The following is a 19,928-nucleotide window of genomic DNA, read 5'->3' as shown; positions in this document are numbered from 1 at the left end:
ATGCCGCACACCTTCCACCCGCTCGACCCGCTCACCGCCGACGAGATCGACACCGTCACCCGCCTGCTCGCCGACGCCCACGGCGTCGGCGCCGGCTGGCGCTACGCCGGCATCGCCCTGCGCGAGCCGTCGAAAGCCGACATCTCCGCCTTCGACGCCGACGGCACACCGTGCGAGCGCCTCGCCGACGTCCTGGTCTTCGAGCGGGCGACCAACCGCACCTACAAGGCCCGGGTGTCGGTGTCGGCCGGGTCGGTGGTGTCCTTCGAGCACGTCCCGGACGTGCAGACCAACGTCACCGTCGACGAGTGGGAGGAGGCCGACGCGGCACTGCGGCGCAACCCCGAGGTGATCGCCGCGCTGGCCGGGCGCGGCATCACCGACCTGGACCTGGTGTTCATGGACACCTGGACCTACGCCGGTGTCCTGGTGCCGCCGGAGTACGCCGGCCGGCGCATCGGCTGGACCGACACCTGGGTGCGCGCGGCCGCCGGTGCCAACCCGTACGCCGGCCCGGTCAACGGCCTGCACTTCGTCATCGACCTCAACACCATGGAACTGTTGCGCATCGAGGACACCTTCACCGTGCAGCGCCCGGAGATCATGGGCGAATACGTTCCCCGGATGGTGCCCGAATCCATCCGGGCCGCCAGCACCCGGCCGCCGCTGCAGCCGCTGGACATCACCCAGGCGGGCGGCCCGTCGTTCACCCTCGACGGCAACAAACTGACCTGGCAGAACTGGAGCCTGCGGGTCGGGTTCAACCCGCGCGAGGGCATGACCCTGCACACCGTCTCCTACAACGACAACGGCCGGCAGCGCTCCATCGCGCACCGGCTGTCGTTCGCCGAAATGGTGGTGCCCTACCGGGACCACTGCGACGACCACTTCCGGCGCACCGCGTTCGACATCGGCGAGTGGGGGCTGGGATTCATGACGACGTCGCTGACCCTGGGCTGTGACTGCCTCGGCGAGATCCGCTACCTCGATGCCGTCATCCACGACAGCGCCGGGCGGCCCAAGACCATCGAGAACGCGATCTGCATCCACGAAGAGGACAACGCCGTTCTGTGGAAGCACGTCGACCACCACGACGGCGCGCAGGTGCGCCGGATGCGCCGCCTCACGGTCTCCTTCCACGTCACCGTCGCCAACTACGAGTACCTGACCTACTGGCGCTTCTACACCGACGGCAACATCGAATGCGAGGTCCGGGCCACCGGCATCATGGTGGTCAGCCACCTCAACCCCGGTGAATCCAACCCGCACGGCACCATCGTCGACAACCGCACCTACGCACCGCTGCATCAGCATTTCCTCACCGCCAGAATGGATCTCGACATCGACGGCACCGCCAACACGGTGTACCGGTCGGACACCGAGATCGAACCCGTCGGGCCGGACAACCCGTACGGACTGTCACTGCGCCAGGTCAACACCCCGCTGCGCACCGAGGCCGAGGGCAAGCAGAACCCCGACTACGCCACCCAGCGGTCCTGGAAGGTCGTCAACGACAACGTCCGCACTCCCATCGGCGCCCACCCCGCCTACAAGCTGTCGCCCAGCGGCGCCTTCCCGCCCATGTTCGCCGACGACTCCCCGATCCTGGGCCGCTGCGAGGTCATCAAGCACACCCTGTGGGTGACCCCCAACGCCGACGACGAACGCTGGCCCGCAGGTGAATTCGTCAACCAGGGCGGCCCGGGCATGGGCCTGCCGGAATGGACCAAGGCCAACCGCAACATCGAGAACACCGACGTGGTGCTCTGGTACACCTTCGGCATCCACCACGTCACCCGGCCCGAGGACTGGCCGATCATGCCCGTCGACGTCGTCAGCTTCTGGCTCAAACCGTTCGGCTTCTTCGACCGCACCCCGGCCCTGGACGTCGCACCCACCCCCGCGAAGTGCTGTCGATGAGCGCCGCGCCAATGAAGATCTACGTCGCCTACCTGGCCACCGACGGCGGCCGGGATGCACTGACGCTGGGGGTCATGCTGGCCCGCAGCCTGGGCGCCGAACTGGCCGTCGGCATGGTGGTGCCGCCGGACACCGGAGCGGCGCTGACCGCCGGTGACTTCGAGGAGGTCATCACCGACGCGGCCGACGACTGGTTGGCCGACGCCCGGCATCTGATCCCCGACGACGTCGCGGTCAGCACCCACATCGGCATCTACGACTCGACCACCGAGGGCATCATCGCCGAGGCGGAGCGCGTCGGCGCGGCACTGATCGTGGCCGGCGGGTCCGGCGGCGGGCTGCTGGCCAACTTCACCCTGGGATCGGTGGTCAACGGGCTGATCCACTCGGCGCCACTGCCATTGGCGTTGGCCCCCCGGGGAACCCGGGAATCGAGCGTCACGTCGGTGCGTTCGATCACCGCCGCGCTGGGCACCGGCCCCGGCGCCGACGAATTGCTCGACGTCGCCGTGGCCGGCTGCCAGCGGGCGCACGTGCCGCTGCGGCTGGTCTCACTGGTCGCCCTGGACCTGATGCCCAGCCGGCGCCGGGCCGACCCGGACGCGCTGGCCGAGGCTGCCGCGCACGCGCAGGAACTGCTGGACAACGCCCGAGCCCGGCTGCCCGAAACCGTCGCCGTCGAATCCGTGGTGGCCACCGGGCCCAGCGTCGAAGAGGCCGTCTCCGGACTCGACTGGCAGCCCGGCGATGTCATCGTCGCCGGATCCAGCCGGCTGGCCGCCCCCCGGCGGCTGTTCCTGGGTTCCACCGCGGCCAAGATGATGCGGGTGCTGGCCGTCCCGATGATCGTCGTACCGCGGGAGATGTGATGACCACCGGCGAACCCCAGCTCACCCCGCGCGGATCCGACCTCGTCGACAAGGGCCTGGCCGGCGGCAAGGTCGGTACGTTTGCCGGTGCGGTACTGGGTGTTTCGTGCGTGGCGCCCGGTTACACGCTGACCGCCAGCATCGGCCTGATCGTGGCGGCGGTCGGGCTGAAGATGCCGGCGATCTTCATCGCCGGTTTCATCCCGATGTTCCTCACGGCCTACGCCTATCGGGAACTGAACTCCCGGGCGCCGGACTGTGGGGCGTCCTTCACCTGGTCCACCAAGGCATTCGGCCCCTACGTCGGTTGGATGTGCGGCTGGGGCATGGTGCTGGCCACCATCATCGTGCTGTCCAACCTGGCCGCCATCGCCGTCGAATACTTCTACCTGTTCCTGTCGCAACTGCTCGGGATACCCGGCATCGACGACCTGGCCGACAACAAGGCGGTCAACATCGCCACCACCCTGGTGTTCATCGCGCTGGCCACCTACATCTCCAGCCGCGGTATCTCCACCTCGGAGAAACTGCAGTACGGCCTGGTCGGTTTCCAGATGGTGGTGCTGGTGCTGTTCGCCGGCATGGCAATCTACAAATCCGTCACCCACCCGGCCACCTTCGACGGCCAGACGCTCAGCGAATCCTTCAGCTTCGACTGGTTCAACCCGCTGCACGGCATCGCCATCACCGCGTTCGTCGTCGGGCTGACCGGTTCGATCTTCGCGTTCTGGGGCTGGGACACCTGCCTGACGCTGGGGGAGGAGTCCAAGGACCCGCAGAAGACCCCCGGGCGGGCCGGCCTGCTGGCCGTCATCACCATCCTGGGCACCTACCTGCTGGTGTCCGTCGCGGTGATGATGTACGCCGGTGTCGGGGACAAGGGCATCGGCCTGGGCAACGAGGACAACGGCGAGAACGTCTTCAAGCCGCTGGCCGACCCGGTGCTGGGCAAGTGGTTGGGGCTGTTGCTGTTCCTGGCGATCTTCGCCTCGTCGGCGGCCAGCCTGCAGACCACGTTCCTGCCCGCCGCGCGCGCCATGCTTGCCATGGGGGCCTACGGCGCGTTCCCGAAGCGGTTGGCCTCGGTACACCCGCGCTACCTCGGCCCGACGTACGCGACGGTGGTGGCCGGGGTCATCACCGCGGTGTTCTACGCGGTGATGAAGGTGGTGTCGGAGAAGGCGCTGATGGATACCGTTGCCGCACTGGGCATCATGATCTGCTGGTACTACGGCATCACCGCATTCGCCTGCATCTGGTTCTTCCGCCGGGAACTGTTCGACAATGCGAAAAACATTGTCTACAAGTTCATTTGCCCGCTGATCGGCGGCGTCATCCTGGTGCTGGTGTTCGTCATCTCGGTGGGTGAGGCGTGGGCCGCCGGCCCGGTGCTCACCGAAGTCGACGTGGCGGGCCACCCGATCAACCTGCATGCCCCGGGCGTGGTGTTCTACATCAGCGTCGGGCTGTTGCTGGCCGGTGCGGTGCTGATGTATGTGCAGCGTTCCCGACACCCGAGTTTCTTCCGCGGCGAGACGTTGAGCCGCGAGACCCCGCCGTTGACCGACGACCTGGAACAGGTGCCATGACCGAATTGCGTTACCGCCTACCGCAGGTCCGCGAGCTGCGCACCGCGCTGCCCGGGCCCCGATCGACCGACCTGGCGGCGCGGCGCGCCGTCGCGGTGGCCGCCGGTGTCGGCTCCACCGTGCCGGTCTACGCCGCCGACGCCGACGGTGGCGTCATCGTCGACGTCGACGGCAACTCGCTGATCGACCTGGGCTCCGGCATCGCGGTGACCACCGTCGGGGCGTCCGATCCGCGGGTGGCCGAGGCCGTGCGCGAACAGGTCGGTCACTTCACCCACACCTGCTTCATGGTCACCCCCTACGAGGGTTACATCGCGGTGGCCGAACGGCTCAACGCGTTGACCCCCGGCGACCGCGACAAACGCACCGTGCTGTTCAACTCCGGCGCCGAGGCGGTGGAGAACGCCGTCAAGGCCGCCCGGTTGGCCACCGGCCGCGACGCCGTCGTCGCCTTCGACCACGCCTATCACGGACGCACCAACCTGACCATGGCACTGACCGCGAAAGCGATGCCGTACAAGGCGCATTTCGGCCCGTTCGCGCCGGAGGTGTACCGGATGCCGATGTCGTACCCGTTCCGCGACCCCGGTGTCGACGGACCGGCCGCGGCGCGGCGGGCCATCACCGCCATCGAGAAGCAGATCGGCGCGGACTCGGTGGCCGCGTTGATCATCGAACCGATCCAGGGCGAGGGCGGGTTCATCGTGCCCGCACCCGGCTTCCTGCCCGCCCTGGCGGAGTGGGCGAAGGCCAACGGGGTGGTGTTCATCGCCGACGAGGTGCAGACCGGGTTCGCCCGCACCGGTGACTGGTTCGCCAGCTCGCATGAGAACCTGGTGCCCGACATCATCACCATGGCCAAGGGCATCGCCGGGGGCATGCCGCTGTCGGCGATCACCGGCCGCGCCGACCTGCTCGACAAGGTCCATCCCGGTGGCCTGGGCGGCACCTACGGCGGCAACCCGGTGGCGTGCGCGGCCGCCCTGGCCACCCTGGACACCATGGTCGAGCTCGACCTGGTGAGCCGGGCCCGGGCCATCGAATCCACCGTGGTGACCCGGCTGCGCGCGCTGGCCGCCGACGTCGGGTGCATCGGTGAGGTCCGCGGCCGCGGCGCGATGATCGCCGTCGAACTCGTCGGCGCCGACGGCTACGAACCGGACCCCGCGCTGACCAGGGCGGTGGCCGCCAAGGCCCTGGCCGCCGGCGTGCTGATCCTGACCTGCGGCACCTACGGCAACGTGATCCGGCTGCTGCCCCCGCTGGTCATCGGCGACGACCTGCTCGACGACGGGCTGTCGGTGCTGGAGACCGCCATCCGCGAAGCCGTGGGGGAGCAGCCGTGAAGACCGCCGAGGAACTGATCGCGTCGGTGCCCACCGGGCTGTGGCACCGTGGGGCGAGCGCGCCCAGTGAATCCGGACGCACCTTCGAGGTGCTCAACCCGGCCACCGGGACGGTGCTGGCCGAGGTCGCCGACGCCACCCCCGCCGACGCCCGCGCCGCCCTGGACGCCGCCGTCGCCGCAGCCGACGACTGGGCCGCCACCCCGCCGCGCAAACGGGCCGAGATACTGCGGGCGGCATTCGAGACGGTCACCGCCCGCGCCGACGACTTCGCGCTGCTGATGACCCTGGAGATGGGTAAGGTGCTGCCCGAGGCCCGCGGTGAGGTCGCCTACGGTGCGGAGTTCCTGCGCTGGTTCTCCGAGGAGGCGGTGCGCATCGGCGGGCGAACCGCGACCGCGCCGGCGGGCACCGGGGAGATCCTGGTGACCCGCGAGCCCGTCGGGCCGTGCCTGGCGATCACCCCGTGGAACTTTCCGCTGGCCATGGGTACCCGCAAGATCGGGCCGGCGCTGGCGGCCGGGGCCACCATGATCGTCAAACCCGCCGAGGACACTCCGCTGACAATGCTGGCGCTGGGGCAGGTGTTCACCGAGGTCGGGCTGCCGGCCGGAGTGCTGTCGGTGCTGCCGACCACCGACGCCGCCACCGTGGTGGCCGAGCTGATGAACGACACCCGGCTGCGCAAGGTGTCCTTCACCGGTTCCACCGGCGTCGGCAAGATCCTGCTGGCCCAGGCCGCCGGGAACGTGCTGCGGACTTCGATGGAGCTCGGCGGCAACGCGCCGTTCATCGTCTTCGACGACGCCGACATCGACGCCGCCGTCGAGGGTGCGATGGCCGCCAAGATGCGCAACGGTGGGGAGGCCTGCACGGCAGCCAACCGGATCCTGGTGCACAACCCGGTCCGGGAGCAGTTCAGCGCCGCGCTGACCGAGCGGATCGCGGCGCTGCGCACCGGGCCCGGCTGGCACGACTACAGCAACGTCGGCCCGATCATCAACGCCGGGCAGCGATCCTCGATCGCCGAGCTGGTCGACGCCGCGGCCGCCGCCGGCGCCCGGGTGCGCACCGGCGGTGCGGTGGTCGACGGGCCGGGCTTCTTCTACCAGCCGACCGTCATCGACGAGATCCCCGACGGCTGCGCGATCCTGACCGAGGAGATCTTCGGCCCGGTCGCGGCCATCGTCGGGTTCGACACCGAGGAGGAGGCGATCGCCGCGGCCAACGACACCGAGTACGGGCTGGCGGCGTACTTCTACAGCCAGAACCTGGCCCGGGTGCAGCGGGTGTCGCGGGCGCTGCAGGCCGGCATGGTCGGGGTGAACCGCGGGGTGATCTCCGACCCCGCCGCCCCCTTCGGCGGCATCAAGCAGTCCGGCCTGGGCACCGAGGGCGGCAGCGAGGGCATCGAGGAGTACCTGAACATCAAGTACATCGCTTTACCGCCCGCTTACCCGGCTAAGTGAAGTCAACCTCTCCCTTTAACTTCACTTAATCATCTAAGTGAAGTTAAGCTGGTTCGGTGACCTCACTTCGCTCCGTCGGCTACGAGGATGTGCGGTGGGAGCCGCAGGGGGTGCGGTCCTCGAGTGCCGCACCGGCGAAGTACGGCATCTACCACCCGGTGATTCCGGCCGATATCGCCGAGCTGGTTCTGGACCTGCCGCCGTCGGTACTCGCCGAGGCCGAGGACGCCAGCCGCGAGATCACCCGCTTCGACGCCGAGCTCGGGGGCGAAATAGCGCCGTTTGCCGCGGTGCTGCTGCGATCGGAGTCCGCCGCCAGCTCACAGATCGAGAACCTGACCGCATCGGCCCGGGCGATCGCCGAGGCGGAGCTGCCCGGCGGCCACGCCAAGCGCAACGCCGAGATAATCGTCGCCAACACCGCGGCAATGCGGGCAGCGATCGCCCTTTCCGGCAGCATCGACGCCGACGCCATCCTGGCGATGCACCGCGCCCTGATGGCCGGCGAGCCGCGCCACACGCCCGGTGAGTTCCGCACCGAGCCGGTATGGATCGGTGGCGGAACCACCCCCGTCGGTGCGACATTCATCGGTCCGCGCCACGAGCTGATCCCCGCCGCGGTCGACGACCTGGTTGCCTTCGCGCAGCGCGCCGATGTTCCCGCCCTGTCACAGGCATCTGTCGCCCACGCGCAATTCGAGACGATCCACCCGTTCACCGACGGCAACGGGCGCACCGGCCGCGCATTGGTCCAGGCCATGCTGCGCAACAAAGGGTTGACCCGGCAGGTGATGGTGCCCGTCTCGGCCGGCTTACTCGCCGACACGGATGCCTATTTCGCCGCGCTGACCGCGTACCGCGACGGCGATGCCGCGCCGATTGTCGAGTGTTTCTCGCGTGCCGGCATCCTGGCTGTCGGGAACGGCCGCCAATTGGTCGCCGACCTTCGCGGTATCCGGAAGAACTGGAATGACCTGATCACCGCGCGGTCCGACTCGGCGGTGTGGAAGGTTGCCGACCTGCTGACCCGCCGTCCGGTCGTCAACGCTGCGTTGCTTGCGCAGGAGCTGGGTATTGAGTCCACCAATGCCCATCGCTACCTGAACCCGCTCGCCGACGCGGGAATCCTCGTCGAGACGACCAGCGGTCCCCGCAACCGGGTCTGGCGCTCGCCGGAGATCCTCGCCGCGCTCGATGCATTCGCCGAACGGGCCGGGCGACGGGGCTGAGCAAGGTGGAGCCCCCGGTCAGGATTGAACTGACGACCTTCCGCTTACAAGGCGGGTGCTCTACCACTGAGCTACGGAGGCGGACGGGCGGCAACGCCCGGGTCAGACTACCGGAGTCAGTCGGCGTCGATGATGCGATGGGAGCCCGCCGAGCGGTTGGGGCTGCGACGGCCGGGCCGACGGCTCAGCGGGATCCGGTCGGCGATATTGCTCAGCGGGTTGACCACCGTGGACAGCCCGTTGACCGCGTCGTTGAGGGTGTTGACGGTGGGCACCAGCGCGTCGAACGCCGGGGCCAGGTGGTTGAGGGTGTCGACCAGGGTGGTCAGCTGTTCCAGCGGCCCGTTGGGGGCGGTGAGCTTGTCCACCACCCCGTCGGTGGCCAACAGCCGGTCGACGACGCCGTCGGCGCCGAGCAACCGGTCGGCCAGGCCGTCCTCGGCCAGCAACTGGGTGAGCAGCCCGTCGTTGGCCAGCAGCCGCTCGGCCAGCCCGTCCTCGGCGAGCAGCCGCTCCACCAGCCCGTTCTCGTCGAGCAGCTGATCGACCAGGCCCCCGTCGGCCAGTGCGCGATCCAAACCGCCGCCGTCGGCGGTCAGCCGGTCGAGCACCCCGCCCGGGGCCGTCATCCGGTCCAGCAGGCCGCCCGGGCGCAGCAACCGGTCGACGGGTCCGCCCGGCGACATGGCCTGGGTGAGCGGGGCGTCCTCGGCCAGCAGCCCGTCGGCCAGCTTGGCGATGCGCTGGGCGCGGGCCACGGTCTCGTCGAGGCCGAGCATGTGCACCATGGCGGTGGACCCGCCGATGACGCCGGGGACCTCGCCGGTGGCGCGTTTGGCCACCTCGATGACCTCGTTGGCCACCTCCAGGCTGACCTGGGTCGCCGCCAGGCCGATCCGCAGCGGTGCGGTCGCCAGGTTGACCAGGGCGTCGCCGAAGTTCATCAGGCCAGTCTAGGTCGCCCAGACGCCGGACCGGCGCGAACGTCGATTCACAGAAACCTCACAGCGAGTGAGTAGGTGATCGTCACCTGATTATGAGCAAATGGACAACATGACCATGACAACGAACTCACCCGTGGGCACCGAGGTAACGCCGGAGGCCCGGGTCCTGGTGGTCGACGACGAGACCAACATCGTCGAACTGCTGTCGGTCAGCTTGAAATTCCAGGGTTTCGAGGTGTTCACCGCGGCCAACGGACCGGCCGCACTGGACCGCGCCCGCGAGGTCAAACCCGACGCCGTCATCCTGGACGTGATGATGCCCGGGATGGACGGCTTCGGGGTGCTGCGCCGGTTGCGCGCCGACGGCATCGACGCCCCCGCGCTGTTTCTGACCGCGCGCGACACGGTGGCCGACAAGGTCGCCGGGCTGACCCTCGGCGGCGACGACTACGTCACCAAGCCGTTCTCCCTGGAGGAGGTGGTGGCCCGGTTGCGGGTCATCCTGCGCCGCTCCGGCAAGGGCGCCGAGGCCGCCCGCACCTCCCGGCTGTCGTTCGCCGACATCGAACTCGACGAGGACACCCACGAAGTGTGGAAGGCCGGTGAACCGGTTTCCCTGTCGCCGACCGAGTTCACCCTGCTGCGCTACTTCGTCATCAACGCCGGCACCGTGCTGAGCAAGCCGAAGATCCTCGACCACGTGTGGCGCTACGACTTCGGCGGCGACGTCAATGTCGTCGAGTCCTACGTGTCCTACCTGCGCCGCAAGATCGACACCGGCGAGAAGCGCCTGCTGCACACGCTGCGCGGCGTCGGCTACGTCCTGAGGGAGCCGCGCTGAGCTTCGATCTGGTGACGGGGGCCCGGATTCGCCGGGGAGTGCCGCTGCGGCTCGGTCTGGTCGCGGCGGCGCTGGTGCTTGTCACCTTCGGGTTGCTGGCTTCGGGCATCGCGGTGACCTCCCTGATGAAGCACAGCTTGATCGGCCGGGTCGACCAGACCCTGATCGACGCCACCAACTCCTGGGTGCAGGCACCGCGGCCGCATTCGTCCCGGCCGCACGACGGGCCCAACCCGGCTCGGCCGCCGTCGAAGTTCTATGTCAGCGGGGTGGATTCGGCCGGTGACCAGTGGACCGCGGTCAACGACGGCGGCGCCGAACCGGACCTGCCGCCGGGCCACGATGTCGGCGACGTGCCGACGACGGTCGGCTCGATCGGCGACTCGGATGTGCGGTGGCGCGCGGTGTCATTGCACGGTCCCGACGGGGAGCTGACCACCGTCGCCATGGACCTGTCCGAGGTGGACTCCACCGTCGACTCGCTGGTGCTGGCGCAGGCCGGGATCGGGGTGGCGGTGCTGCTGGTACTCGGCCTGGCCGGTTACGGCCTGGTACAGCGCAGCCTGCGTCCGCTCGGTGAGGTGGAGAAGACCGCGGCGGCGATCGCCCGCGGCGAGCTGGACCGGCGCATCCCGCAGCGCGACCCGCGCACCGAGGTGGGCCGGTTGTCGCTGGCGCTCAACGGCATGCTGGCCCAGATCCAGCGCGCGGTGGCCGATTCGGAGGCCTCCGCCGAACACGCCCGTCGTTCCGAGGACCGGATGCGCCGGTTCATCACCGACGCCAGCCACGAACTGCGCACCCCGCTGACCACCATTCGCGGCTTCGCCGAGCTGTACCGCCAGGGCGCCGCCCGCGACGTGGAGATGCTGATGTCGCGGATCGAGAGCGAGGCCGGCCGGATGGGCCTGCTGGTGGAGGACCTGCTGCTGCTGGCCCGGCTGGACTCCCAGCGTCCGCTGGAACAGCGGCCGGTGGACCTGCTGGTACTGGCCAGCGACGCCGTGCACGACGCCCGCTCGGTCGCCCCGAACCGCAGCATCGCATTGGAGGTGTTCGACGGCCCCGGGATCCCGCTGGTGCAGGGCGACGACGCCCGGCTGCGCCAGGTGCTGTCGAACCTGGTCAGTAACGCGCTGCAGCACACCCCGGCCGACGCCGCGATCACCGTGCGGGTCGGTACCGACGGCGACGACGCCGTGCTGGAGGTCGTCGATCAGGGGCCGGGTCTGGCGCCCGAGGACGCCCACCGCATCTTCGAGCGGTTCTACCGCACCGACGCGTCCCGGACCCGGGCCAGCGGCGGCTCCGGACTGGGCCTGTCGATTGTTGACTCCCTGGTGCGCGGACACGGCGGCACGGTGACCGTGGATGCCGAGCTGGGCCGCGGGTGCCGGTTCCGGGTGGCCATCCCGCGGCTCGGCGGCGCGGAGGCCGTCGACGAGGACGCCGCGGACGCGGAGCCGCCCGACGCGGAAGTTCCCGACGGGGAGATGCCCGACGAGAACGCGCCCGCCGCCGAGGTCAGTCCTGTGCTGCCAGCGCGGCCTTGATCCGCGCCTGAGCGTCGTCCAGTGACGCCGGGCTGGGGTTGCGGTCCACCCCGGCGAACCCGAAGTCGGTGAGCGCATACGCCGGGAAGACGTGCACGTGCAGGTGCGGAACCTCCAAGCCGGCGATCAGCAGACCGGCCCGCGGTGCACCGAAGGCGGTCACCACCGCGCGACCGATCTTCTGCGCCACCGCCATCAACCGGGCGTTGACGCCCGGATCGATGTCCTGCCACTGGTCGATCTCGGCCCGCGGCACCACCAGGGTGTGGCCCTGGGTCATCGGCTCGATGGTCAGGAACGCGACGAACTCGTCGTCTTCGTAGACGAACCGGCCCGGTAGCTCGCCGTTGATGATCCTGGTGAAGATGGTTGCCATCGGCCCAGCCTATTTGATGGGCGCGGACTACCGGTCGGCGTCGGTGTAGCGGATGACGCCGCGGATGTTGCGGCCCTCCAGCATGTCGGCGTAGCCCTCGTTGATCTGCTCCAGGCTGTACTGCCGGGTGACCATATCGTCGAGGTTCAGCCGACCGGCCTTGTACATGCTCAGCAGCGCGGGGATGTCGTGGTGCGGGTTGCCGCCGCCGAAGATGGTGCCCTGCAACCGCTTCTGCAGCAGGGTCAGCATCGACAGGTTCAGCTTCACGTCCAGGCTGGACATGTTCGCCACCGCGGTCACCACGCAGGTGCCACCTTTGCTGGTGATGTTCAGGTAGTTGTCGATGTCCTCGCCGTGCAGCTCGCCGACGGTGATGATGGTCTTGTTCGCCATCCGGCCCTCGGTGACCTCGGCGACGCCGGCCATCGCGCTGTAGATGTCCGGATAGGCGTGGGTGGCGCCGAACTTCAGTGCGGAATCGCGCTTGAAATCCACCGGGTCGACGACGAAGACGTTGCGCGCGCCGGCGTTCAGCGCGCCCTGCAGCGCGCCGGTGCCGACACCGCCGACACCGACGATCACCACGTCGTCACCCGGGCGCACGTCGCCGCTGCGTACCGCCGAGCCGTAGCCGGTGGTGACGCCACAGCCGATCAGGCAGGCGACCTCGAACGGGATGGACGGGTCGATCTTCACCACCGAGCTCTTGTGCACCACCATGTAGGGGCTGAAGGTGCCCAGCAGCGTCATCGGAATCACCGGGGTGCCGTCGGCGGCGTGCACGCGGTTCGTGCCGTCCGAGACCGCGGTACCGGTCAGCAGGTACATGCCCAGGTCGCACAGGTTGCGCATGCCCGCCTGACACGACGGGCACTCGCCGCAGGATGGGATGAAGGACAGCACGACGTGGTCGCCGGGTGCCAGGTGCTCGACGCCGGGGCCGACCTCGGTGACGATGCCCGCGCCCTCGTGGCCGCCCAGTACCGGAAAACCGGCCATCGGAATGTCGCCGGTGACCAGGTGATGGTCGGAGTGGCACATCCCGGAGGCTTCCATTTGGATCTTCACCTCGTCTTTGACGGGGTCACCGATCTCGATCTCCTCGATCGACCACGGCTGGTTGAATTCCCAGATCAGGGCGCCTTTGGTTTTCATCTGCAACCTCTCTCCACGAGCTTTTCGCCACGGCCGATCAGCGGTCCGTCTGTCTCCAGACTAGAGCCTCTAGTTACCCGCGTCACAGCCCCCCCAAGCGCTTGCTTGGGAGGGTCCGCGGTGGTGTCACCAGAGCGAGACGGGAGCCTCGCCCAGCGGGTAGTAACCGGGCAGCTTCTCGCCGGCGAGGCTGCGCTCGATGCGCTTCTGCATGGTCGGGGTCAGGTCCCCGGAGGAGATCAGGTTCATGAACGCCTTCTGCACATGGCCGAAGTCGAAGAAGTCCCGCTGCCACTCGATCAGCAGGTTGTCGTCGAGACGGAACCAGCTGCCGCCGATGCCGTAAATCTCGTCGGTGCTGCCGTCGGACTTGTTGGCGATCTGCTTCCAGAACCCGACGATCTCGTTCTGCGCGTCGTCGATGAGCACCTTCTGGTACTCGTAGACCCAGTTCTCCAGGCCCTCCATCTCCAGTCCCAGCGCGACGTCGCGGATCTGGTCGCGGCCGACGCACATGACGTCTTCCTTGGGGCCGATGTTCCAGCCATAGGTGGCGTCGGGGGTGTAGAAGTCGGCCAGCGGCTTCCAGTCACCGGCGATCTCGGCGTCCCGGTTGGCCTTCAGCCAGCGGTCCACCCAGTCCTGCAGTTGTTCACGTGTTGCCATGCTCAAGCCTCTTTCTGGTCAGAAGGGTCGATTCGGGATTGAATGGTCGATCTCCTCGCCTTCGCTCGTTCCTCGCTCAGGTTTCGTCGATCTCGATCAATTCCAGTGCCCGGGTGGGACACATCTCGATGGCGCGCTCGACGTCCTCGCGCATCTCGTCGGGCGGTTCCGGGATCAGGATGTTCACCGGGCCCCGCTTGGGTACGGAGAACACATCGGGAGCTTCGAGCTCACACATCGCGTGGCCCTGGCACAGGTCCTCATCGACGACGACGCGGTAGCACCCCATGACGCGTCAGTTCCGGACACGTCGGCGGTAGCGGACCTTGGCCGGGCGTGCCAGCTGGACCACCATCTTGGAGTGATCGTTGCGGTAGGTCTCCGGAGGCTGGGCCATCTCGAAGGTGTACTCGCGCAACAACACCGAGAAGATCGCCTTGATCTGCATCTGGGCGAACGCCGCACCCACGCAGCGGTGCCGGCCGGCCCCGAACGGGATCCAGGTCCACCGGTTGATCAGATCCTCCTGGCGCGGCTTCACATACCGGTCCGGGTCGAAGGCGTCCGGGTCCGGGAAGTCCTCGGGGATGCGGTTGCTGATCGCCGGGGACGCGGCCACCATCTGCCCCTTGTGGATCGGGAACCCCTGCACCTCGAACTCGTCCTGGGCCACCCGCATCAGGATGATCAGCGGTGGATGTAGCCGCAGGGTCTCCTTGAGTGCGTTGTCCAGATGCGGAATCTGGCGCAGCGCATGGAAACTCACCTCCTGGCCGTCGGAGTACAGATCGTCAAGCTCCTGCTGAACCTTGGCGTAGTAGTCCGGGTTGCGCAGCAGCTCGATCATCGTCCACGACGAGGTGCCCGAGCTGGTGTGGTGCCCGGCGAACATCAGTGAGATGAACATCCCGGTGACCTCGTTGGCGGAGAACCGGGGGTTGCCGTCCTCGTCCTTGATCGACACCAGCACGTCGAGCAGATCGCGGTCGCTCTTGTCCGTCGGGGGACTGGCGATGCGCCCGTTCATCACCTCCTGGACCAGCTCGACGAGGTTGGCCCGGGCCTCGTCGCGGATTCGGAAGCTCTCGATCGGCAGGTACGGGTCGACGTAACACAGCGGATCGGTGCCGCGTTCCAGCAGGTGGTAGTAGTTGGCGAACCGGGAATCCAGCTGGTTGCGGAACTTGCCCCCGATCAGGCACGCGGTCGAGGTATAGATGGTCAGCTCGGAGAAGAACTCCAGCAGGTCGATTTCGCCTTCGTCGCCCCAGTTTTCGATCATCCGCCGCACCTCGCGTTCGATGGTGGCGGCGTGTCCCTTCATCTGCTCGCCGCGCAGCGCGGTGTTGTGCAGCATCTCGGCGCGGCGCTCGGGGTCGGCGTCGAATACCACGCCCTCGCCGAAGATCGGCGTCATGAACGGGTAGGCCTCGGCCTGGTTGAGCTCGCTGTCGCTGGAACGGAAGAAGAACTCGTTGGCCTCGGCACCGGACAGCAGCACCACCTGCTTGTCGGCCAGCTGGAACCAGCCGACGTCGCCGCACTCATCGCGCAGACGCTGCATCAACCCGATCGGGTCGGTGCGGAATTCTTCGAGATGGCCGTGCTCCTCGTCGCCGCCGGATACCCGGGGCACCACTGCGGTGGTCATGTGCTCAGTCCTCCACTTTGAGTTTCTGACGGTCGGTGGCCTCGGCCGGCGGAGCTTCGGGCTGGAGCTCCATATTGGCGATGAATCCACCGCGCGGGGTTTCCGCGACGAATGTGATGGCCCGGGCCAGATCCTCCGGGCGCAGGAAGTAGCTGTGCCGGGCCTGACCCCACTTGGCCCAGTCCTCCAGCGCCGCACCGACCAGTTCCATCGGCTGGTTCCACCCCATCGAGGTCATCGTCGGGCCGGGGTGCACCAGCGATGCCCGGACTCCGGTGCCTTCGAACTCCATCTGCAGGTTGGTGACCATGGCCACCAGCGCGGCCTTGGCCGCGCCGTAGGCGCCCATGTGCGGGCGTTGCCGAAGTGCCACATCGGATCCGACGAAGATCAGGTCGCCGCGCCTGCGCTCGACCATGCCGCCGACCACCGCGCGCATCAGCCGATTGGCGCCGATCAGATGGATCTGCAACTGCGATTCGAAGTCGTCGGTGCTGACCTCGGCGAGCTTGCCGAAGGAGGTGTCGCCGGCCCCGGCGACCAGCACTTCGATGTCGCCGAGTGCCGCGGTGGCGGCCTTGACCGCTTCGGTCACCGAGCCCGGGTCGGTGACGTCGAGGGAGACCGCGACGGCCTCTCCGCCGTCGGCGCGGATGGCGTCGACGAGCTCCTGGCACTTTTCCACCCGCCGCGCCCCCAGGGCGACCGGGAAGCCGCGGCGGGCGAGCTCGGTGGCGGTGGCGGCGCCGATGCCGGAGGATGCGCCGGCGACGAAGGCCGGGCGGCGGTCGGGCAGCGGGTCAAAGCGTGGCATTGCGTGGGCCTTTCAGCGGAGTTCGACGGTGATGGGCAGGTGGGCAAAGCCGCGCACATTGCTGGAGTGGACGCGGACGGAGTTGTCCTCGTCGACGGCGAAGCCGCGGATGCGTTTGAACATCTCGGTCAGCGCCACCCGGCCCTCCATCCGGGCCAGGTGCGCGCCGAGGCAGAAGTGCGCGCCGCTGCCGAAGCTCAGCAACCGGGCGCCGATGTCGCGGCCGATGACGAAATCGTCGGCATCCTCGAACACCCGCTCGTCGCGGTGCGCCGATCCCGGCAGCAGCAGGACGATGTCGCCGTCGGGAATGACGGTGTCGTAGATCCGGAATTCGCCCTCGACGGTGCGGGCCAGGATCTGGCTGGAGGTGTCGTAACGCAGGGTCTCCTCGACCCACAGTGGCACCCGGTCCAGGTCTGCGTACACCGGGGCCAGCTGATCGGGGTTGCGGTGACCCCAGAACGCGGCGTTGGCAAGCAGTTTGGTAATCGTCTCGTTGCCCGCGATCACCATCAGGAACAGAAAGCCCAGGACTTCCTCGTCGGTGAGCTTGTCGCCGTCGATCTCGGCTTCCAGCAGCGCCGAGGTCAGGTCGTCCGACGGCTGCTTGCGCCGCTCCGCGATCATGTTGTGGTAGTAGCCGAACAGGTTGATCGAGGCCTTGATGGCCTCCTTCGGCACGTCGGTGACACCATCGTCGCGGTGCATCACCGCGTCGGCCCAGGCCCGGATCTCCTGGCGGTCGGGCTCGGGCACCCCCATCAGCTCGGAGATGACGTCCATCGGCAGTTTGCCGGCGAATTCGGTGACGTAGTCGACGGTTTCACCCGAGGCGGCCAGTTCCAGCATTGTGTCCAGATGCTGGTTGGCGATCTCGGTGACCCGGGGTTCGAGCTCCCGGATGCGCCGCGGAGTGAAGCCCTTGGAGACCAGGGTGCGCAGCCGCAGGTGGGCCGGATCGTCCATGGCCAAAAACGACATGGTCAGTGCGGCGTGCGGGCCCCGGGAGGCCGGGTCCAGCGATACGCCGAACTTGTTGGACAGCGCGGTGGAATTGCGAAAGCCCGCCCACACGTCGGCGTGCCGGGACAACGCCCAGAATCCGAGATCGGAGTTGTGGTACAGCGGAGCCTCGTCGCGCAGCCGGCGGTAGTACGGGTACGGGTCCTCATGGAAGTCGTAGCTGTACGGGTCGAGCAGCGGCGCCCCGGCGGCGTGGTCGACGGTCGCGGTCATGAATCTCCTTGGTGCAGCATCAGGGTGACGACGAAGGTCAGCCGGTCGGCGATCTGGTGGTAGGTGATGACCCCGCTGCCGGCCTGGACCAGGGCGCCGAAAAACGTCATCTCCAGGGCCGCGACGGTGCGCGGGTCGGCGTCGGGTCCCAGCGCGGAGGTGATCCGGCGGTGGATCTCCGCACCGATCCGGTCGCGGGCGGCGCGCACCGTGGCGTCGTCGCCGGCCATCAGGGCGGTGGTGCACGCGGCGGCGACCTCGGGCTCGTCGGCGACCACCAGCGCCAGGCTGCGCAGCGCGCGGTCGACCCGGCTCACCGTCGGTTCGTTGACGTCGGTGAAGTACGGCACCGCGCGGATCAGGTCCAGGTAGACCTCGGCGATCAGATGGTTCTTCGAGGAGAAGTAGGTGTAGGCCGTCGCCGGGGCCACCTGCGCGCGTTTGGCGACCGCGCGGACGGTCAGATCGGCGTACGAGGACTCCCGCAGCATCTCGATCCCGGCGGCCAGCACCTTGCGGAAGGTCTCCTCCTGGCGCCGGTTGCGCGGCGTCTCGCGTACGTCTGTCGCGGTCACCGCCGCCCCATCGCTGGACACATGTCCAAATTTATCCGATTGCCTGTGCGACAGGCAAGCCAAACCCCGATATTGGCCGACTACCTGCATATTTATCGGGAAGATCGTCATCCTGATGGGTCAGGTCTTGCGGTCCGGGTCGAATTCTGGATATCTTGCACCCGGTAGACATCGGACACATGTCCAGATAGTGACGAAAGTGTGGAGCCGCAGATGGCGTTACTGGCCGACCGGGAATCCAAGCTCTTGATCGACGGGAAGCTGGTGGCGGGATCCGCTGGCGTGTTCCCAACCATCAACCCGGCCACCGAGGACACCCTGGGGGTGGCCGCCGATGCGACGACGGCGGACATGGGGACCGCGATCGAGGCCGCCCGGCGCGCCTTCGACGACACCGACTGGTCGACCAACACCGAGCTTCGGGTCCGCTGCATCCGACAACTCCGCGAAGCCATGCGCGAGCACATCGAGGAACTGCGCGAGCTCACCATCGCCGAGGTCGGGGCACCCCGCATGCTGACCTCCGGCGGCCAGTTGGAAGGCCCGGTCGACGACCTGTCATTCTGCGCCGATACCGCCGAAAACTATTCCTGGAAAACCGATCTGGGCTTCGCGACGCCGCAGGGCATGCCAAGCAACCGCACCATCGCCCGGGAGGCCGTCGGCGTGGTGGGAGCCATCACGCCGTGGAACTTCCCGCACCAGATCAACCTCGCCAAGATCGGGCCGGCGCTGGCGGCCGGAAACACCCTGGTGCTCAAGCCCGCACCGGACACCCCGTGGGCGGCGGCGGTGCTGGGTGAGCTGGTCACCGAGCACACCGACTTCCCGCCCGGGGTGCTCAACATCGTCACCTCCAGCGACCACACCGTCGGCGCGGTGCTGAGTCAGGACCCGCGGGTGGACATGGTGTCGTTCACCGGCTCCACCGCCACCGGCCGCGCGGTGATGACCGATGCCGCGGTCACCATCAAGAAGGTGTTCCTGGAACTGGGCGGCAAGTCGGCGTTCATCGTGCTCGACGACGCCGACCTGGCCGCGGCGTGCTCGATGGCCGCGTTCACCACCTCCATGCACGCCGGGCAGGGCTGCGCCATCACCACCCGCCTGGTGGTGCCGCGGGCGTCCTACGACGACGCGGTCGCCGCGGCCGCGGCCACCATGGCCGGTCTGGCCGCGGGCGACCCGAACAGCAAGCGCACCATCTGCGGGCCGCTGATCTCCGCCCGCCAGCGCGACCGGGTGCAGGGCTACCTGGATCTCGCGCTCGCCGAGGGCGGCAGCTTCGCCTGCGGTGGCGGCCGCCCCGCCGACCAGCCCAAGGGATTCTTCATCTCGCCGACCGTCATTGCCGGACTGAACAATTCCGCTCGGGTGGCCCGCGAGGAGATCTTCGGCCCGGTACTGACCGTCATCGCCCACGACGGCGACGACGACGCGGTGGCCATCGCCAACGACTCGCCCTACGGCCTGTCCGGCACCGTCTTCGGCACCGACCCGGCGCGGACCTCCGCGGTGGCCGCGAAGCTGCGCGTCGGCACCGTCAACGTCAACGGCGGCGTCTGGTACGCAGCCGATGCGCCGTTCGGCGGCTACAAGCAGTCCGGCAACGGCCGGGAGATGGGCGTCGCTGGATTCGAGGAGTACCTGGAGACCAAGGTGATCGCCACCCTGGCGCCGCAGTAGACC

At 68.4% G+C, this 19,928-nt stretch carries 18 protein-coding genes and 1 tRNA gene; 9 read left to right on the top strand and 10 right to left on the bottom strand.

From position 1 onward, the window contains the following. Genes G6N16_RS21235 through G6N16_RS21210 form a run of 6 tightly spaced genes read left to right on the top strand, consistent with a single transcriptional unit; the run spans position 1 to position 8,422 of the window. A complete protein-coding gene (locus tag G6N16_RS21235) occupies positions 1 to 1,920 on the top strand; it encodes a primary-amine oxidase (protein ID WP_083032090.1) in 1,920 nt (639 codons plus the stop codon). Then, positions 1,917 to 2,789, top strand: a complete 873-nt coding sequence (locus tag G6N16_RS21230) for a universal stress protein (RefSeq protein WP_322790462.1) — start codon at positions 1,917 to 1,919, stop codon at positions 2,787 to 2,789. The genes G6N16_RS21235 and G6N16_RS21230 overlap by 4 nt, the downstream gene beginning before the upstream one ends. Next, positions 2,789 to 4,378: an APC family permease gene (locus G6N16_RS21225; protein ID WP_083032093.1), complete on the top strand. Its 1,590-nt coding sequence runs from the start codon at positions 2,789 to 2,791 to the stop codon at positions 4,376 to 4,378. The genes G6N16_RS21230 and G6N16_RS21225 overlap by 1 nt, the downstream gene beginning before the upstream one ends. Next, positions 4,375 to 5,724 carry a 4-aminobutyrate--2-oxoglutarate transaminase gene (gabT, locus tag G6N16_RS21220; protein ID WP_083032095.1) on the top strand — a complete coding sequence of 450 codons (1,350 nt, stop codon included), beginning with the start codon at positions 4,375 to 4,377 and terminating at the stop codon, positions 5,722 to 5,724. Before G6N16_RS21225 ends, gabT begins: the two co-directional genes overlap by 4 nt. After that, positions 5,721 to 7,193 (top strand): NAD-dependent succinate-semialdehyde dehydrogenase, encoded by a 1,473-nt coding sequence (locus G6N16_RS21215; protein WP_083032096.1) that lies wholly within the window; start codon positions 5,721 to 5,723, stop codon positions 7,191 to 7,193. Before gabT ends, G6N16_RS21215 begins: the two co-directional genes overlap by 4 nt. A 56-nt stretch (positions 7,194 to 7,249) precedes the next feature. Then, the gene (locus tag G6N16_RS21210) at positions 7,250 to 8,422 is read left to right on the top strand and encodes a Fic family protein (RefSeq protein ID WP_083032098.1); all 1,173 of its coding nucleotides are present in this window, start codon (positions 7,250 to 7,252) and stop codon (positions 8,420 to 8,422) included. 6 nt (positions 8,423 to 8,428) lie between these two features. Here G6N16_RS21210 and G6N16_RS21205 read toward each other — a convergent pair. Continuing rightward, a tRNA-Thr gene (locus tag G6N16_RS21205) sits at positions 8,429 to 8,503 on the bottom strand. 35 nt (positions 8,504 to 8,538) lie between these two features. Then, the gene (locus G6N16_RS21200; RefSeq protein WP_083032099.1) at positions 8,539 to 9,366 is read right to left on the bottom strand and encodes a hypothetical protein; all 828 of its coding nucleotides are present in this window, start codon (positions 9,364 to 9,366) and stop codon (positions 8,539 to 8,541) included. Positions 9,367 to 9,481: 115 nt separating this feature from the next. On the opposite strand from G6N16_RS21200, the gene G6N16_RS21195 reads away from it, so the two are divergent. Both G6N16_RS21195 and G6N16_RS21190 read left to right on the top strand, forming a co-directional pair. Next, positions 9,482 to 10,207, top strand: a complete 726-nt coding sequence (locus tag G6N16_RS21195) for a response regulator transcription factor (RefSeq protein ID WP_083032117.1) — start codon at positions 9,482 to 9,484, stop codon at positions 10,205 to 10,207. 11 nt (positions 10,208 to 10,218) lie between these two features. Further along, a complete protein-coding gene (locus G6N16_RS21190) occupies positions 10,219 to 11,760 on the top strand; it encodes a sensor histidine kinase (RefSeq protein ID WP_234805924.1) in 1,542 nt (513 codons plus the stop codon). On the opposite strand, the gene G6N16_RS21185 is transcribed toward G6N16_RS21190, so the two are convergent. From G6N16_RS21185 to G6N16_RS21150, 8 genes are all read right to left on the bottom strand, one after another. After that, on the bottom strand, positions 11,732 to 12,136 hold the full coding sequence (locus G6N16_RS21185; RefSeq protein WP_083032102.1) for an HIT family protein: 405 nt from the start codon (positions 12,134 to 12,136) through the stop codon (positions 11,732 to 11,734). The two genes, G6N16_RS21190 and G6N16_RS21185, sit on opposite strands and share 29 nt — an antisense overlap. Positions 12,137 to 12,163: 27 nt before the next feature. Then, positions 12,164 to 13,294 (bottom strand): NDMA-dependent alcohol dehydrogenase, encoded by a 1,131-nt coding sequence (locus G6N16_RS21180; protein WP_083032104.1) that lies wholly within the window; start codon positions 13,292 to 13,294, stop codon positions 12,164 to 12,166. A gap of 126 nt (positions 13,295 to 13,420) precedes the next feature. After that, positions 13,421 to 13,960, bottom strand: coding sequence for a nuclear transport factor 2 family protein (locus tag G6N16_RS21175; protein ID WP_083032105.1), 540 nt, complete (start codon positions 13,958 to 13,960; stop codon positions 13,421 to 13,423). Positions 13,961 to 14,036: 76 nt separating this feature from the next. After that, positions 14,037 to 14,249, bottom strand: a complete 213-nt coding sequence (locus G6N16_RS21170) for a ferredoxin (protein WP_083032107.1) — start codon at positions 14,247 to 14,249, stop codon at positions 14,037 to 14,039. A 6-nt stretch (positions 14,250 to 14,255) separates the two neighbouring features. Further along, complete coding sequence (locus G6N16_RS21165) at positions 14,256 to 15,611, bottom strand: lanosterol 14-alpha demethylase (protein ID WP_083032108.1); 1,356 nt, start codon at positions 15,609 to 15,611, stop codon at positions 14,256 to 14,258. 4 nt (positions 15,612 to 15,615) lie between these two features. After that, positions 15,616 to 16,425, bottom strand: coding sequence for an SDR family oxidoreductase (locus G6N16_RS21160; RefSeq protein ID WP_163787940.1), 810 nt, complete (start codon positions 16,423 to 16,425; stop codon positions 15,616 to 15,618). Positions 16,426 to 16,437: 12 nt separating this feature from the next. Further along, positions 16,438 to 17,664, bottom strand: a complete 1,227-nt coding sequence (locus G6N16_RS21155) for a cytochrome P450 (protein WP_083033720.1) — start codon at positions 17,662 to 17,664, stop codon at positions 16,438 to 16,440. Continuing rightward, positions 17,661 to 18,260 (bottom strand): TetR/AcrR family transcriptional regulator, encoded by a 600-nt coding sequence (locus G6N16_RS21150; protein ID WP_234806037.1) that lies wholly within the window; start codon positions 18,258 to 18,260, stop codon positions 17,661 to 17,663. The genes G6N16_RS21155 and G6N16_RS21150 overlap by 4 nt, the downstream gene beginning before the upstream one ends. Positions 18,261 to 18,452: 192 nt before the next feature. Between G6N16_RS21150 and G6N16_RS21145 the strand changes: the two genes are divergently transcribed. Continuing rightward, positions 18,453 to 19,925, top strand: coding sequence for an aldehyde dehydrogenase (locus tag G6N16_RS21145; RefSeq protein ID WP_083033735.1), 1,473 nt, complete (start codon positions 18,453 to 18,455; stop codon positions 19,923 to 19,925). Positions 19,926 to 19,928: the final 3 nt, after the last annotated feature.

The sequence above is a fragment of the Mycolicibacterium insubricum genome (assembly GCF_010731615.1).
In the GTDB taxonomy this organism is placed as follows: Bacteria; Actinomycetota; Actinomycetes; order Mycobacteriales; family Mycobacteriaceae; genus Mycobacterium; species Mycobacterium insubricum.
This window is presented reverse-complemented; position numbering and strand designations above follow the sequence as displayed.

Excerpts from the sequence above, each read along its gene's own strand:
- G6N16_RS21180 (WP_083032104.1), bottom strand. The coding sequence starts at position 13,294 with ATGAAAACCAAAGGCGCCCTGATCTGGGAATTCAACCAGCCGTGGTCG.
- G6N16_RS21195 (WP_083032117.1), top strand. The coding sequence starts at position 9,482 with ATGACAACGAACTCACCCGTGGGCACCGAGGTAACGCCGGAGGCCCGG.
- G6N16_RS21200 (WP_083032099.1), bottom strand. The coding sequence starts at position 9,366 with ATGAACTTCGGCGACGCCCTGGTCAACCTGGCGACCGCACCGCTGCGG.
- G6N16_RS21160 (WP_163787940.1), bottom strand. The coding sequence starts at position 16,425 with ATGCCACGCTTTGACCCGCTGCCCGACCGCCGCCCGGCCTTCGTCGCC.
- G6N16_RS21170 (WP_083032107.1), bottom strand. The coding sequence starts at position 14,249 with ATGGGGTGCTACCGCGTCGTCGTCGATGAGGACCTGTGCCAGGGCCAC.
- G6N16_RS21235 (WP_083032090.1), top strand. The coding sequence starts at position 1 with ATGCCGCACACCTTCCACCCGCTCGACCCGCTCACCGCCGACGAGATC.
- G6N16_RS21175 (WP_083032105.1), bottom strand. The coding sequence starts at position 13,960 with ATGGCAACACGTGAACAACTGCAGGACTGGGTGGACCGCTGGCTGAAG.
- G6N16_RS21225 (WP_083032093.1), top strand. The coding sequence starts at position 2,789 with ATGACCACCGGCGAACCCCAGCTCACCCCGCGCGGATCCGACCTCGTC.
- G6N16_RS21185 (WP_083032102.1), bottom strand. The coding sequence starts at position 12,136 with ATGGCAACCATCTTCACCAGGATCATCAACGGCGAGCTACCGGGCCGG.
- G6N16_RS21145 (WP_083033735.1), top strand. The coding sequence starts at position 18,453 with ATGGCGTTACTGGCCGACCGGGAATCCAAGCTCTTGATCGACGGGAAG.
- gabT (WP_083032095.1), top strand. The coding sequence starts at position 4,375 with ATGACCGAATTGCGTTACCGCCTACCGCAGGTCCGCGAGCTGCGCACC.
- G6N16_RS21155 (WP_083033720.1), bottom strand. The coding sequence starts at position 17,664 with ATGACCGCGACCGTCGACCACGCCGCCGGGGCGCCGCTGCTCGACCCG.
- G6N16_RS21230 (WP_322790462.1), top strand. The coding sequence starts at position 1,917 with ATGAGCGCCGCGCCAATGAAGATCTACGTCGCCTACCTGGCCACCGAC.
- G6N16_RS21165 (WP_083032108.1), bottom strand. The coding sequence starts at position 15,611 with ATGACCACCGCAGTGGTGCCCCGGGTATCCGGCGGCGACGAGGAGCAC.